The sequence below is a fragment of the Leuconostoc holzapfelii genome, assembly GCF_012396485.1.
Taxonomy (GTDB): Bacteria; Bacillota; Bacilli; order Lactobacillales; family Lactobacillaceae; genus Leuconostoc; species Leuconostoc holzapfelii.
Genome location: NZ_JAAXPO010000003.1, coordinates 96,449 through 110,715 on the forward strand (window position 1 = coordinate 96,449; position 14,267 = coordinate 110,715).

The 14,267-nt window shown below is 43.2% G+C and carries 14 protein-coding genes; 11 read left to right on the top strand and 3 right to left on the bottom strand.

Annotated elements, in window-relative coordinates:
- Nucleotides 1-36: 36 nt before the first annotated feature.
- The 6 genes from HF966_RS03365 (at nt 37) to HF966_RS03390 (ending at nt 6,816) form a co-directional block, all read left to right on the top strand.
- Complete coding sequence (locus HF966_RS03365; protein ID WP_168676272.1) at nt 37-693, top strand: DedA family protein; 657 nt, start codon at nt 37-39, stop codon at nt 691-693.
- Nucleotides 694-738: 45 nt separating this feature from the next.
- Complete coding sequence (locus tag HF966_RS03370; protein WP_168676273.1) at nt 739-2,439, top strand: phospho-sugar mutase; 1,701 nt, start codon at nt 739-741, stop codon at nt 2,437-2,439.
- A 119-nt stretch (nt 2,440-2,558) separates the two neighbouring features.
- The gene (rplS, locus tag HF966_RS03375; RefSeq protein ID WP_168676274.1) at nt 2,559-2,918 is read left to right on the top strand and encodes a 50S ribosomal protein L19; all 360 of its coding nucleotides are present in this window, start codon (nt 2,559-2,561) and stop codon (nt 2,916-2,918) included.
- A 367-nt stretch (nt 2,919-3,285) separates the two neighbouring features.
- The gene (gene dinB, locus HF966_RS03380) at nt 3,286-4,371 is read left to right on the top strand and encodes a DNA polymerase IV (protein WP_168676275.1); all 1,086 of its coding nucleotides are present in this window, start codon (nt 3,286-3,288) and stop codon (nt 4,369-4,371) included.
- A 60-nt stretch (nt 4,372-4,431) separates the two neighbouring features.
- Nucleotides 4,432-5,424: a DHH family phosphoesterase gene (locus HF966_RS03385; RefSeq protein WP_168676277.1), complete on the top strand. Its 993-nt coding sequence runs from the start codon at nt 4,432-4,434 to the stop codon at nt 5,422-5,424.
- A gap of 24 nt (nt 5,425-5,448) precedes the next feature.
- Nucleotides 5,449-6,816: a DEAD/DEAH box helicase gene (locus HF966_RS03390; RefSeq protein ID WP_168676278.1), complete on the top strand. Its 1,368-nt coding sequence runs from the start codon at nt 5,449-5,451 to the stop codon at nt 6,814-6,816.
- Between the two features lie 44 nt (nt 6,817-6,860).
- Here HF966_RS03390 and HF966_RS03395 read toward each other — a convergent pair whose 3' ends face one another.
- Nucleotides 6,861-7,688 (bottom strand): alpha/beta hydrolase, encoded by an 828-nt coding sequence (locus HF966_RS03395; RefSeq protein ID WP_168676280.1) that lies wholly within the window; start codon nt 7,686-7,688, stop codon nt 6,861-6,863.
- Nucleotides 7,678-8,889, bottom strand: a complete 1,212-nt coding sequence (locus HF966_RS03400) for a PTS sugar transporter subunit IIC (protein ID WP_168676281.1) — start codon at nt 8,887-8,889, stop codon at nt 7,678-7,680. Before HF966_RS03400 ends, HF966_RS03395 begins: the two co-directional genes overlap by 11 nt.
- Before the next feature lie 153 nt (nt 8,890-9,042).
- Between HF966_RS03400 and HF966_RS03405 the strand changes: the two genes are divergently transcribed.
- From HF966_RS03405 to dltD, 5 genes are read left to right on the top strand one after another with little or no spacing between them, the layout of a single operon-like run.
- Entirely contained in the window at nt 9,043-9,183 is a 141-nt protein-coding gene (locus tag HF966_RS03405) for a teichoic acid D-Ala incorporation-associated protein DltX (protein WP_168676466.1), read from the top strand.
- A 15-nt stretch (nt 9,184-9,198) separates the two neighbouring features.
- Nucleotides 9,199-10,731: a D-alanine--poly(phosphoribitol) ligase subunit DltA gene (dltA, locus tag HF966_RS03410; protein WP_168676282.1), complete on the top strand. Its 1,533-nt coding sequence runs from the start codon at nt 9,199-9,201 to the stop codon at nt 10,729-10,731.
- A complete protein-coding gene (dltB, locus tag HF966_RS03415; RefSeq protein ID WP_168676283.1) occupies nt 10,724-11,932 on the top strand; it encodes a D-alanyl-lipoteichoic acid biosynthesis protein DltB in 1,209 nt (402 codons plus the stop codon). The genes dltA and dltB overlap by 8 nt, the downstream gene beginning before the upstream one ends.
- 25 nt (nt 11,933-11,957) lie before the next feature.
- The gene (dltC, locus tag HF966_RS03420) at nt 11,958-12,194 is read left to right on the top strand and encodes a D-alanine--poly(phosphoribitol) ligase subunit DltC (protein ID WP_168676284.1); all 237 of its coding nucleotides are present in this window, start codon (nt 11,958-11,960) and stop codon (nt 12,192-12,194) included.
- A 5-nt stretch (nt 12,195-12,199) separates the two neighbouring features.
- Complete coding sequence (gene dltD / locus HF966_RS03425) at nt 12,200-13,483, top strand: D-alanyl-lipoteichoic acid biosynthesis protein DltD (RefSeq protein WP_168676285.1); 1,284 nt, start codon at nt 12,200-12,202, stop codon at nt 13,481-13,483.
- Nucleotides 13,484-13,518: 35 nt separating this feature from the next.
- On the opposite strand, the gene HF966_RS03430 is transcribed toward dltD, so the two are convergent.
- The gene (locus HF966_RS03430) at nt 13,519-14,238 is read right to left on the bottom strand and encodes a YslB family protein (RefSeq protein ID WP_168676286.1); all 720 of its coding nucleotides are present in this window, start codon (nt 14,236-14,238) and stop codon (nt 13,519-13,521) included.
- Nucleotides 14,239-14,267: the final 29 nt, after the last annotated feature.

Sequence of the window (14,267 nt, forward strand, 5' to 3'; positions counted from 1 at the left end):
TTAGTATATAATAGAGGCAAACAAAAGGGCGTATCTATGATCATACTAGCATCTACTTTTTCACAAACGATTTCACATATTTTGTCGGCAGACCAAGCCTTCTCATTGACGAAGTTTTTGGTGATGTTTCTGTTAATTTTTATTGAAACGGCGGGGATTATTACTGGGTTCATCCCAGGCGATACCATTTTAACGTCGGTTGGCAGTGTGGCAGGATTGCATCATAATTTATGGGAATTGTTTGCTGATGGGGTGATTTTTGGGGTGGCCTCGCTATGCGGGGATGCTGTGAATTACTGGTTTGGTGGCTTTTTAACCCAGCAAATTGGTAAAATTCCAGTGCTTAAAAAGTATTTAGACGGTGGGCTAATTGATCGTTTGGCCGTTGATTTTCATCCCAAACGCTGGTTGCTCTTTGTGGTGTTAGGTCGGTTTTTACCTTTTATTCGCGTGGCCGTGCCATTATTGGCACATCGCTTAGGCTTACCATTTGTCACTTATCTTAAAATGGCAGCCTTTGCGAGTTTTTTATGGGCGTTTACAATTACAGCGTTTGGCTATTTTATTGGGCATTTGGCTATCCCACACAGTGCCTTAATCATTGGTCTGATTGGCTTAGTCATTTTGCTACTGGTTGGTCTTAGGTCACCCAAGTTGCGCCAAGCCGTGATTAACTTATTTGTTCGGAAATGAGTTGATTTTGTTATAATGAGATTAGACAATTTATAGGAGAAAATCATGAGTTATCAAGAAGCTTTAGCACAGTGGCAGGCAGCAGATTTGCCTGAATATTTGGCCCAGGATCTTGCCGCTTATACACCAGAAGAACAAGAAGAGGCGTTCTATCAAAACCTAAGTTTTGGTACTGCGGGCATGCGTGGTATTCTAGGGGCTGGCACGAACCGCATGAATATCTTTACTGTGCGACAAGTAACTGAAGCGTTGGCACGCTATATTGCCTCACAAGGCGAAGCTGCCAAGGCACGTGGGGTCGTGATTAGTTTTGATTCGCGTCATTTTTCACCGGAATTTGCAGCGGATGCTGCCAAAGTTTTGTCGGCCCACCAGATTAAGGCTTATTTGTTTAGTAGCTTACGCCCAACGCCAGAGCTTTCTTTTGCGGTCCGCGAACTGGGGACATTTGCAGGAATCATGATTACCGCATCGCACAACCCAAAGCAATATAACGGCTATAAAGTTTATGGCGAAGATGGCGGGCAAATGGTGCCAGATGCCGTCGATGCCGTGGTGAATGAATTAGCTGGCATCACTGATATTTTCAATATTGCCTTAGATGAATCAAAGACATATGTGGAAGTGATTGATACCACTTTGGATAACAAGTATTTGGCCGAAATGAAGGCCGTGACTGTTGACCCAGCCTTGGTGGCAAAAGAAGGGCAGTCATTGAAATTTGTCTATTCACCATTGCATGGGACGGGCCAATACATTGGTGAAAAAGCATTGCAACAAGCAGGCTTTACGAACTATACAATCGTCAAAGAGCAAGCCGTGATTGACGGGGATTTTCCAACGGTGAAAAAGCCCAATCCAGAAGACGCCGCTGCACTAGAAATGGCAATTGCCTATGCGAAGCAAGAAGGCGCTGATGCTGTCGTGGCTACTGATCCTGATGCGGACCGGATGGGGGCTGCGGTGAAGTTGGCCGATGGCACGTTCCAAGTCTTGACGGGGAACCAAATTGCTGCCGTTTTGGTGAACTATTTGCTCACTGCTAAGCAAAATACGAACACATTGCCTGACAATGGCGCCATTGTCACATCAATTGTGTCGTCACGTTTTGCTTCAAAGATCGCTGAAAGCTTTGGTGTCACAACTGCCGATGTGCTGACAGGCTTTAAATACATTGCAGCGACGATTGATCAGTACGAAGCCACGCAGGAAAAGACTTTCTTGTTCGGTTTTGAAGAAAGTTTTGGTTATTTGGTGAAGCCTTTTGCTCACGATAAGGATGCGATTCAAGCTTTGGTCTTATTTGCCGAAGTTGCTGCTTATTATAAGTCTCAAGGGCAAACATTTGCCGATGGGCTACAAACGTTGTTTGAAAAGTATGGCTATTTTGAAGAAAAGACGATTAGTTTAGACTTTCCAGGGGTTCATGGCAATGATGATATGGCCAAGATTATTGCCAAGTTCCGTGAACATCAACCCGAAGCAATTGGCGGGGTAGCAGTCCGTCGTGTGCAAGACTTTGCCACCGGGCTAGAAACTGACGCCGACGGGCAAGTCACTACTTTGACACAACCCAAAGCAAATGTTTTGAAATATTGGTTAGCGGACGGTTCATGGGTGGCTGTGCGCCCATCAGGCACTGAACCAAAGTTAAAGTTCTATATTGGGGTCGAATCGGATTCACAAGCGGCCTCTCAAGCAAAAATTGATGTCATGACCCAGGACTTGATGACTTATACGAAGTAAGGCTAGACAAGCCATTGAAATTTTGCTATACTGGGAAAAGCCGTAAGGCATATTAACGATAATCCGCTGTGCGTTTAGCCTAAGGGCAAGTGTAAGATTGTCGACTAGGAGAATGACCAATGCGTCAAAACAGTATTTTAGAAAACATTACATCAGCACAATTGCGTTCTGATATCCCTGACTTCCGCGCTGGTGACACTGTTAAGGTGTTCGCTAAGATCGTCGAAGGTTCACGTGAACGTATCCAATTGTTTGAAGGCGTTGTCATCAAGCGTAAGGGTACTGGTATTCAAGCAACATATACAGTACGTAAGATCTCATCTGGTGTTGGTGTGGAACGTACATTCCCATTGCACTCACCACGTGTAGACAAGATTGAAGTTGTACGCTTCGGTGCCGTTCGTCGTGCCAAGTTGTACTACCTACGTGCATTGCAAGGCAAGGCTGCACGTATCAAGGAACGTCGTCGCGACGTATAAGCCGATTAAAGACACCAGTAGGTGTTTTTTTTTGTGGTCAAAAAGCCGATTTGGTGGGACATTTGTGCCGAGGAGACATGGGAAAATAACATGAGATATGTAGCTGTCATCTAGGTGTAATATAATAGCAAAAGTTGTGATATATCAAAAAATCTCATGAAGGTATATAATTAAAACATACTCAAAGATATTTGAGTTTCATTACTCCCCTAGTAATGTTTCAATCAGCCCCCCCAATTACTGATTGATAAATCGATAACTTCGGTTATCACCCCCTGACCATTGCCCTCTTCGGTCAGGGGCTTTTTTTATGACGTGATGTTATGGCACACGAACCAATGTTCGCTGGATGTGATAAAATAGTGGTATGACAGAGTTTTTATTGACAACTGATACACGAAAAATTCTCCATGTTGATATTGACGCCTTTTATGCGCAAGTTGAGATGCGTGATAATCCAGCATTACGGCAACAGCCATTGATCATTTCTCGTGATCCTGCGGAAACTGGTGGGCGTGGGGTGGTTACGACAGCCAACTATGTCGCGCGGCAACTGGGAGTCCATTCGGCTATGCGTTCAGCAGAAGCTCGTCGATTAGCCCCAAACGGTATTTTTATCACGCCTAATTTTGAAAAATATAAAGCCATTTCGAAACAAATTCATGATATTTTTCGACGTGTCACACCAAAAATTGAACCTGTCGCCTTTGATGAAGCTTACTTAGATGTATCAGATGCGCAACAGACTGGCGCGATGCTGGCGGCGCAACTCCGGCATGAAATCTACCGCCAAACGCGGTTGACAAGTTCGGTTGGGGTGTCACACAATAAGCTTCTCGCCAAGCTTGGTTCTGAGTTCAATAAACCTAATGGGGTCACCGTGATTACCCCGGAAAACATGCTTGCTTTTTTAGACAAGTTACCGATTAGGGCATTTCGCGGCGTTGGAGAGAAAACCTATGAGAAAATGCTTGCGCTGGACATCCACGATGGGGCGACCCTCAGAACTGTGCCACGTGAGACTTTAGTGGCACAATTTGGTAAGATGGGGGAACACCTTTATTGGCAGGCACGTGGGGTGCATTTTGGCGAAGTCAAATGGCAGCGCCAACAGCAATCGGTTGGGAAAGAAGAAACGTTTGCCGTGTTTTTGCATCACGACGCCGCGGTACACGCGGAATTTAAAAAATTGGCCATAGGGATGATCACGGCCTTAAAAAACCGCCAGCTTGTCGGCCGCACGTTAAATATTAAGATTCGTGATGACACCTTTCATACTACCACGCGGGCGATTACCCAAGCAGCACCTTGGGAACTTTCAGAGGAGCGCATTGTCAATGCAGCGCAAACAATTTTTGACGAGGTGGTGACCGCACCCTATGCGATTCGGTTGTTGGGCTTATCGATGAGTAATTTACAATCCAGTGGTTTTGAAGAAATGACCTTGTTTTAAACATGGTATACTAGTAACAGATGGATTCACGATAAAACGAGAAAGATAAAAGATAGCTGTATGTCAGTCATTGAAGAACAAATTTTAGCACAAATCAAGCGTTATGAAACGATTATTATTCACCGCCACCAGCGGCCTGATCCTGATGCCTTCGGCTCACAATTAGGCTTGAAAGCAATTTTAGAAGCGAGTTTTCCAGAAAAGAAGATTTATGCCGTTGGGAAGGCGGTGCCTGGATTAGCCTGGATGAGTGAAGACGACGAATTTATGGATGAAGTCCCTGATAAGGCTTACCGTGATGCTTTGGTCATTGTCGTCGATACGGCTAATGCCCCACGCATTGATGATCAACGTTGGCCTAATGGGCTAGAGATGATCAAAATTGATCATCATCCAAACGATGAACCTTATGGCGATTGGCAATGGGTTGAAGCAGGCAAGTCGGCAACCAGCACCATGATCTATGAATTTTATGAAGCATTAAAAGACCAAGGGCTGGTCATGACTGCCAAAGCAGCTCGGCTATTGTATATCGGGATTGTTGGTGACACTGGCCGTTTTATGTACAGCATGGATAAAGAAACATTCCGAGTTGTCTCTGAGTTATTTGGCTACCCGTTTGACTATGAAGCAGTCTTGCATCATATGTCCACAATTTCGGAAAATGCAGCGAAGTTGTCAGGTTATGTTTTGCAAAACTTGACGATTTTACCTTCTGGTTTTGCTTATTTAGTTTTGAGCAAGACTTTACTTGAAGAATTTAATTTGCAAGATTCAGGGACAGCATTTGTGGTGCCGTTGCCTGCGACAATCGATAAGGTGAAAGCTTGGGCGATTTTTGAAGAGCAAGATGAAGGCAATTATCGTGTCCGTTTACGCTCACGTAGCATTGTCATTAACAAAATTGCCAACCAGTTCGAAGGTGGTGGCCACCCAATGGCTTCAGGTGCTTGGGCCCAAACACCACAAGACATTGAGCGTTTGATTAACATATTAGATACCGCTTTGCTAGCGCAAAATGGTGTTTCAGAAGACGGCTCAGGCACGAACTGAGTCAAGTGAAAGTAGAGAAAATTGATGGCAGAAATTGCAAACCAATTTGGACAATTTAATTTAAAACCAGAAATCATTACCGCACTGACAAAAATTGGCTTTACCCAGCCAACAGCTGTCCAAGCGAAGTTGATTCCAGCTGTTTTACAAGGCAAGGATGTGGTCGGTCAATCACAGACTGGTTCTGGGAAAACACACACTTTTTTGATTCCAATTTTGAATCAACTTGAACAAAAGAAACAATACGTGCAAGCGGTGATTACGACACCATCACGTGAATTGGCTGCCCAAATTACCAAGGCTGCTAAAACGTTTGCCCAGCAGGTGAACGCAGATATTACGGTGGCTGAGTATGTTGGTGGCACGGACAAGTTGCGTCAAATCAAGCAACTGGAAAATAGCCAACCGCAACTTGTGATTGGCACACCAGGTCGGATTAAAGATTTGGTCGCATCCGGTGCCTTGAAGCTGCATGCCGTTCACACTATGGTGGTCGATGAAGCCGACATGACGCTTGATATGGGCTTCTTAAATGAAGTTGATTATATTGCAGGCGCGATGCCAGAAGACTTGCAAACCCTAGTCTTTAGTGCGACAATGCCAGAAAAGCTTAAGCCATTCTTGAAAAAGTACATGGATAATCCACGCTTTGAAGCTATTCCAGTATCAACGGTTATTGCTGATACAATTGACAATTGGTTATTGGCGACAAAGTCTAAGGACAAAAATGATGTCATTTATCAAGTGCTGACAACTGGGAATCCGTATTTAGCCTTGGTATTTGCCAATACCAAAGAACGCGCCAAGGAGATTGCGTCGAATTTGCGTGGCCGTGGGTTAAAAGTGGCTGAAATTCATGGTGATATTGAACCACGTGAACGTCGCCGCGTGATGAAAGCCATTCAAAACTTGGAGTTCCAATATGTTGTTGCAACTGATTTGGCGGCCCGAGGGATTGATATTGAAGGGGTATCTCATGTCATTAACGATGATATTCCGGCAGAATTAGAGTTCTTTGTGCATCGTGTCGGTCGGACTGGTCGTAACGGGATGCCAGGGCTGGCAATTACCTTATATGGTCCAGATGAAGAAGCCGAAGTTGCTGAATTAGAAGCGCTTGGGATTGACTTTAAGGCCATGCAACTCAAAAATGATGAATTTGTCCCTGTCAAGGATCGTCGTGCACGAACACAACGTGTGGCGACAACCAAGAAGTTAGACCCTACCATGATTGGTATGGTGAAAAAGAAGAAAAAGACGGTGAAGCCTGGTTACAAGCGTCGCATTAAGTCAGCCATTCAACGGAAAAACCAAATGGATCGCCGTATTTCTAAACGTGAAGAAATGCGTGCGGTGCGTAAGGCGAACAAGAAGCGTGGCGAATCACAATAATTTAAAAAGCATGCCGCAATGGGGTTACCCGCGCGCCATGCTTTTTATTTTTGAATTAATTTTTTATCGGGGTGAATGACTTTTGTTTGAATGAGATTCACAACTTCGGGGTTTTCTGGCAAGCTAGAATGCTCAGCATTGTCCCCAGAAACCGTAATTTGGGTGTAAGATCTGACTTTATTTTGATAGATATATTTACCAGCCAAAACACTTTCAACGGGTACAATACCATCATCGGTATAATCTTCAGTGCCCGCAACGGAATACATATCTAAATTGCTAGGGAGATGATTATTGCTTGCAATCAAATCATTTAACATTTCTGTGCGGCGCTGCAGCGACGTTTCGGAAAAATTAAACGGCGTGCCAAGCGTCATGAGGGTTGCAATATTAAATGATGACGAATCATAATCTTGTTCTAAATAGTTCGTCCAAACTAAGCCGCCATTTGAATGGCCGACCGCAGAAAAGTGACGGAAATGATATCGATTTTGTAAGGCGGAGAGTGCGGTGTTGAGCCATTTTGTTTGCCGTTTGATATTGCTGTAGCCATCATCGTTATCTTGAAAGCCAACGACGATAAAAGGCTGTCGGTCTTGCGGGTTCAGTTTGCCGTGGAATTCTAACTGATTATTCTTATTGACCTGCACTTTTAAAATGCTGTGTACGGGACCGCTAGCATTTAATTCCTTAAAAAGATCATCAAAGCGATTAATCGTTGCACTTGATCCGGGCACAAAGATGATTGGCGCCATCCGAGAATTTTGAAGTTTGGCTTCTTTATCACTGGATTGGGCAATGTTTTGGTGAGCGAAAAAACCAAGCACGATGAGCATTAGGAGGCTTAATAATAAGAGGAGCTTATTTTTCATGCGGTACCTCCAAGGTGATATGAGATAAGAAAGGACGATAAATCAGGACAGACAGGGCAAAAATGACAACTGTCACGATGGTCGCTCGAATGGGCGTTGGACTCGCAATTGAAGGTAAGAGAATATTGGGCAACCCATCGGGTGCGACAAAAACAATGGGTTGGATAAAATGTGTCCAAATTGCCAAATAACTCAGCACGAGACTCATTAAATTAACCAAGATCATTGGGATGATAAATAACGGATTAAAAAATAACGGGAGGCCGACAAAAAGAATATAGCTGCTATCAAATAAACTTGGGAGCCAAGAAATTCTTGCGATGTGACGTTGTTGTTTGGAGGCAGAAAATAATAGCAGCAGGCAGATGGCTAAGGTGTTTCCTACACCGCCAAACAAAGTAAAGGCGCCATACGTTGTGTAGACATTTTCGGGTGTGGGCAAAGCACTTTGACCAGTGGATAAGAAAGCGTGTAAATTACTGCTGACCCCGTACATGTTTGGCGAGGGGGCTGCTAATTCAGGTGGCAAGGTTACGCCAAGTAAGTAAAGGAGCGGCGCCACCGTTGTCATGATGAGCAAGCCAAGGGCGGTCGCAAAAAATTTCTGCGTCCAAATGTCAGATAAGAAAAATTCGAACACGTGTTGGCGAAAGATTTGGTGTAAAAAGAGGCTGATAATGATTATCATGCCAGACCAGATTAAATAAGGTAGACTATAGGGATTTGAAGCGTGGTAGTGCGCACAATATTGATGATAAGCATAACTACTAAATAATGTGATAAGGGTGATCACAAAGTATTGGGTCATACTAAAGATGGGAGCTTGCGTTTTGTCGCCAAAAAATAAAAAAACTGCCAGACAGTTTGTAAGCAATGGCAAGCTTGTATCGCGATGCCCCAAGTGGGTTAAATATTGATAAGTCAAAGCTGCAACAAAAATCAAGACCGCGGCGACGTCAGCAAGCGATAAAAAAGTTACCATATAAGCAAAAAATGTTTTAAAAGGGGCGGGATTGATTTTAAATAATTTGACGATTAAGGCATTGGGCGCTAGAATGAGTTTAATCGCGAGCCGTAAATAGATGTCCACAGCAATCACGGGCATGGCTTGTTGTAAGGCGGTGACCAAACTTTGAAAAGCTGGGCGCCGCCAGAGCTTTGATTCCCAATGATGCGATAAATTAACGAAGTAGGTGAGCATAGGATCTCCATAATGGCACAAAAGGTGCGATTGTAACATTTTGCTACAATATTGACACGATTATGTTATAATTAACTCGATATTTTTGTGTGTCAGGGACTGTCATACTATGTTGATTATACATGAAAATCACAAATGCGGGGTAACGTGAAATTGATTAAACAGTTTTTTCAACGTCCGGTTGTAAATTTTATTAGTCGGACGCTATTTTATTTTAGTATCATTTTGATGCTTGTCTACCTATACAGCTATTCAGGTGTCGGGCAAGGTCACTTCATTTATAACGAATTTTAATTTAGGATATTACACATGATTATTGAAAATGTCATCGCGACGATTGATGAAATTGCAACCACACATGGTGACCATGTCGCATACGACGAACTCGGGGTGACCCATTCTTATTCGGATTTGAAGCAAGCTTCAGACCGAATTGCAGCTTATATCACGAACCATCATCTCGCCACCGGTGCGCCGATTATGATTTATGGCGGCCAACAATTTGAGATGATTGCCAGTTTTTTGGGGAGTGTGAAGTCAGGGCATGCTTATGTGCCAGTGGATGTCAACTCAGCTGATGAACGTTTGATTGATATTATTGAGATCGGTCAACCAGCTTTGGTCATTGCAGTAGATGATTTACCAATTGAAATCACAGACGTGCCCGTGGTCACACCGGCACAATTAGCAGAGATTTTGGCAACACCAGTCGACTTTAGCCTGACACAACCAGTGTCAGGCGATGATAATTTCTACATTATCTTTACCTCAGGGACAACAGGGAAGCCAAAAGGGGTGCAAATTTCTCACACGAACTTGCTCAGTTTTGCTAACTGGATGTTGGGGGATGATTTTGCTTGGCAGACTGGCAGCAATGTGTTGTCACAACCACCTTATTCATTTGACTTGTCAGTGATGGATTGGGTACCGACATTGTTGTCAAAGGGGACGTTGAAGGCTTTGCCTAAGGCGACAGCCGATGATTTTAAGACACTTTTCCAAACTTTACCTACTTTAGCTTTGAACAAATGGGTGTCAACGCCATCATTTGCTGACGTGGCTTTGTTAGATCCTGAATTCACGCAAGTCAACCACCCGAATTTGGATACCTTCCTTTTCTGTGGTGAAGTGTTAACTAAAACAACGGCTGAAAAACTTTTGGCACGTTTCCCCAAGGCTAAAATTTTTAACACATACGGCCCAACAGAAGCAACAGTTGCGGTCACGGGGTTACCTATTACCAATGACATTATTGCCAATTATGACAAAATGCCTATTGGATATGCTAACGCAGACACTCAAATTATTATTCAAGATCCTGATGGGGTGGTGTTGCCTGATGGTCAAGCCGGTGAAATTGTCATTGCTGGGCCATCTGTCTCCAAGGGTTATTTGAATAACCCAGAAAAAACTGCCAGTGCCTTTACAACAGTTGATGGGCAGCAAGCCTATCGTACAGGTGATTTGGCGACACGTGATGCGGATGGTTTGCTCCATTATAAAGGGCGCAGTGATTTCCAGATTAAATTGCATGGCTTCCGTATCGAATTAGAAGAAGTGGCCCAACAGTTGCAACAAAGCCAATGGGTTGAGCAGGCTGTAGCTGTCCCACGCTACGATGCAGATGGCAAGGTGAAGCAATTATTGGCCATTCTTGTAGCCAAAGAAAATGACTTTGACAAGCCAATTTTGTTAACAAATGCCATCAAAGCAGAACTTGAAAACATCATGATGCCGTACATGATGCCAGGTCGGTTTATGTATCGAGAAAGTATGCCATTAACGCCAAATGGTAAAATTGACCTCAAAGGATTGATAGCTGAGGTGAATGGTAATGCTTAATTTACAGCCGTATGCTGACCCAAAATATTTTGTGTTTTTGTTGCTAGCTTTGGCGCCGCTGGCCATTGGGTTATACTTTGGGAAACGGTTTGTCTGGTATGAGGTTGTGGTCTCTTTGGCCTTCATCATCTTGATGTTTGATGGCAAGAAGTATCACGAAGGTTTTGCCATCATTGGCTATATGATTTGGCAATGGTTGCTGGTGTGGGGCTACACGCTGTATCGTCAAAAGGCTAATCGTGGCAGTGTATTTTATGTCGCCACAGCGTTGGCTATTTTACCGTTATTTTTGGTCAAGTTAGCCCCAGCAGCACATTGGACACATGTGTCGACCTTACTTGGCTTTATGGGCATTTCGTATTTGACATTCCGCTCGGTGGGGATGATTTTAGAAACGCGTGATGGGTCCATTAAATCATTTGATCCTTGGCTATTTTTACGGTTTATGCTGTTCATGCCGACAATTTCGTCAGGGCCAATTGACCGCTACCGCCGCTTTACCAAAGATATTACAACGGTACCAACCCGTGAAAAATACCTTGAAATGCTTGAAAAAGCAGTTTGGTACTTTTTCCTAGGCTTCCTATATAAGTTTGTTTTGGCCTATATTTTTGGCACATTACTTTTGCCACAAGTTGAAAGCTTTGCTTTAGCAGCCGGTAGTATTCATCATGGTTGGACTTGGTGGTTAATTCCAGTGATGTACTCGTATGGGTTAGACTTGTTCTTTGACTTTGCGGGCTATTCATTATTCGCTGTGGCGACAAGTTACGTGATGGGCATTGCCTTGCCAATGAACTTTGATAAGCCATTCTTATCTAAAAACTTGAAAGAATTCTGGAACCGTTGGCACATGACGCTGTCATTTTGGTTCCGTGATTATATCTTCATGCGATTAGTTTTCCTCATGATGAAGAAGAAGTGGTTTAAGAGCAAGGTCACGGTATCAAACTTGGCCTATATTGCCAACATGCTCATCATGGGCTTCTGGCATGGAATTACATGGTACTATATCACTTATGGCTTGTTCCATGGGGTTGGGCTGGTAATCAATGATGCTTGGTTGCGTTACAAAAAGAAGCATCATGTCCCACATAATAAATTCACAGAAGGTTTGGCAATTTTCATTACATTTAATGTTGTCATGGTAAGCTTCTTACTATTTAGTGGATTTTTAGACAAATTATGGTTTAAACCATAAGGATTAAAAGAAAGAGGAAATAATCATGGCAGTAAAAGAAGAAGTAATCGATATTTTAAACACAATTATTGGCGAAGATATCTCAGACCAAATGGATGAAGACTTTTTTGACAATGGCTTGCTTGATTCAATGGCCACTGTTGAATTATTGTTGGATCTTGAAGGCAAGTTTGATATTCAAGCACCAGTATCAGAATTTAACCGTGAAGAATGGAATACACCCAATAAAGTGATTGCCAAGGTTGAATCATTAATCGGGTAAAAATCATGAAAAAACGGGGACTTTGGTGGATTTTTGGGCCAGTAGTGATTGCATTTGTACTGGTAGGCGCATTGTTTTTAGCGCCATTTTCCCTCAACCACTTTTCAAAAAAAGATGTGCGTGACGCATCGGTTTCGTTTTCAAAAAATGTGTATAAAGGCGAGACAATGAAAACGGCGGCTTTTAGTGACACATCTAAGCGATATGTACCGTTTTTTGGTTCGAGTGAGTTATTGCGTTTAGATACGATGCATCCATCGATGCTTGCAAACAAGTATCATCGTAATTATCAACCATTTTTGCTGGGGCAAGCCGGAACGGAATCATTGCTTCATTATTTAAGCATGCAAGAAATGTTGCCTGCTTTGCATAAGAAGCAAGTAGTGTTTGTGATTTCACAGCAATGGTTTGTGAAGAAGCATGCCAATGGTGCTTTCCCAATCTTCTACTCACCATTGCAGACAGTGGATTGGTTGCGCAATATTAAGCAAATCTCACCAACGGATCGTTATGTTGCTGGCCAATTACTCAAGCAACCGCAAATCAAAGATAATGGGTTGTATGCCAAGATGGTGACGAAAATTAGTGAGAATCAACCACTTTCCGGTGCTGATTTGAGTGTTTTGGCCGTGCGGCATCGCATGTTGCTACGCGAAGACGAGTTGTTTTCTAATTTCTCAAGCTCAAAGAATTGGCGGAAGTATGTTCGGCCAGCCATGGCGAAATTACCAGCACGTGATGATAATGGGGCTCTGTTTAAAGAAGCCACCAAAATTGCGCAATCGGAAACGACGAATAATCCATTTAAAATTAAGGATTCATTCTACCGTTCACGCATTCAGATGAGCTTAAAGCGATTGGCTGGTTCACAAACAAAGTTTGACTATCGGCAATCCGTTGAATATGCTGATTTCCAGGCAGTTCTTGCGGAATTTGCACGTCAACACACGGATGTATTGTTCGTGATTCAACCAGTCAATCAGCGTTGGGCGAAGTATACTGGTTTGAGTGATAAGATGTATTACCAAAGTGTGGATAAGGTTAAAAAACAATTGACCTCACAGGGTTTTAACCAAATTGCTGACTTGTCACATGATGGGGCGGAAAACTACTTCATGCAAGATACGATTCATCTTGGTTGGAATGGTTGGGTCACCGCTGATGAAAAAATCAAACCATTCATGGCTAAAGGATACAAGCCAACCAATTACCACATCAATAATAATTATTTGTCAAAGGACTGGCAGAATTTAATGCCAACACCTGAAAACTTGCAACAATTCAAATAAAAAAGTGACGCACCCGCGGGTGCGTCACTTTTTTATTATGAGAAGGGTGATTGTGAATCTGTTGTGGAGGTTGTGGGGACATTGAAGGGATCAATGCTTTCCTCCTCAGACAAGGCACTTAAATTGCTTTGTTCTTCTTGAGGAAGTGCGATGTCATCGAATTTAAAGGCCAATAGCGAATCCGTAATTGACTGTTCGCGAGAGATCGCGCTGTCCGCACGCACCTCAATCAAGTTGGCTTGCTCCATACTTTCATGAGTCTGCTTCAGGAATGATTCACGGGCAGCCACGCGTTGTTTCATGTCCGAAACATCAACGGTTTCATTCAAGTCAGTGACAACCTCAAAGTTAACGCCTTCATTCTTTTTACCAAGTTTGAATGTCGCTTCGGCAATCGCACCGGTCTGTAGTTCAAGTTGTTGTGCCAAAAAACCAGCTTCTAAGCTAAAATCTGCGTTTCGGCTGAGCGCCAATCGCTGTTGCACCAAATCACCGGTCAACGTCCAGCGTTGGTTCTTGCTGTCTTGAGAAGCAATTTCTAACTGGCCAAAGCCAGCGTTGTCGAAGAATTCAACAACAGATGACAAGGCATCAAAGGGGAATTGACGGGCAATTTCTTTACCAGCCCAATAAAGGATGTGAGGATAGTCTTCTTGCAAAAGATTTTGTAGTAAACCATCGCGTAAAAGTGTCAATGCAAAACTGTTAACTTGGAAATTTGTTTGTAAAATCTTATCGTAATCGTTGATATTCATGAGCCCGTCTAAACCTTTCAGACTTTTAT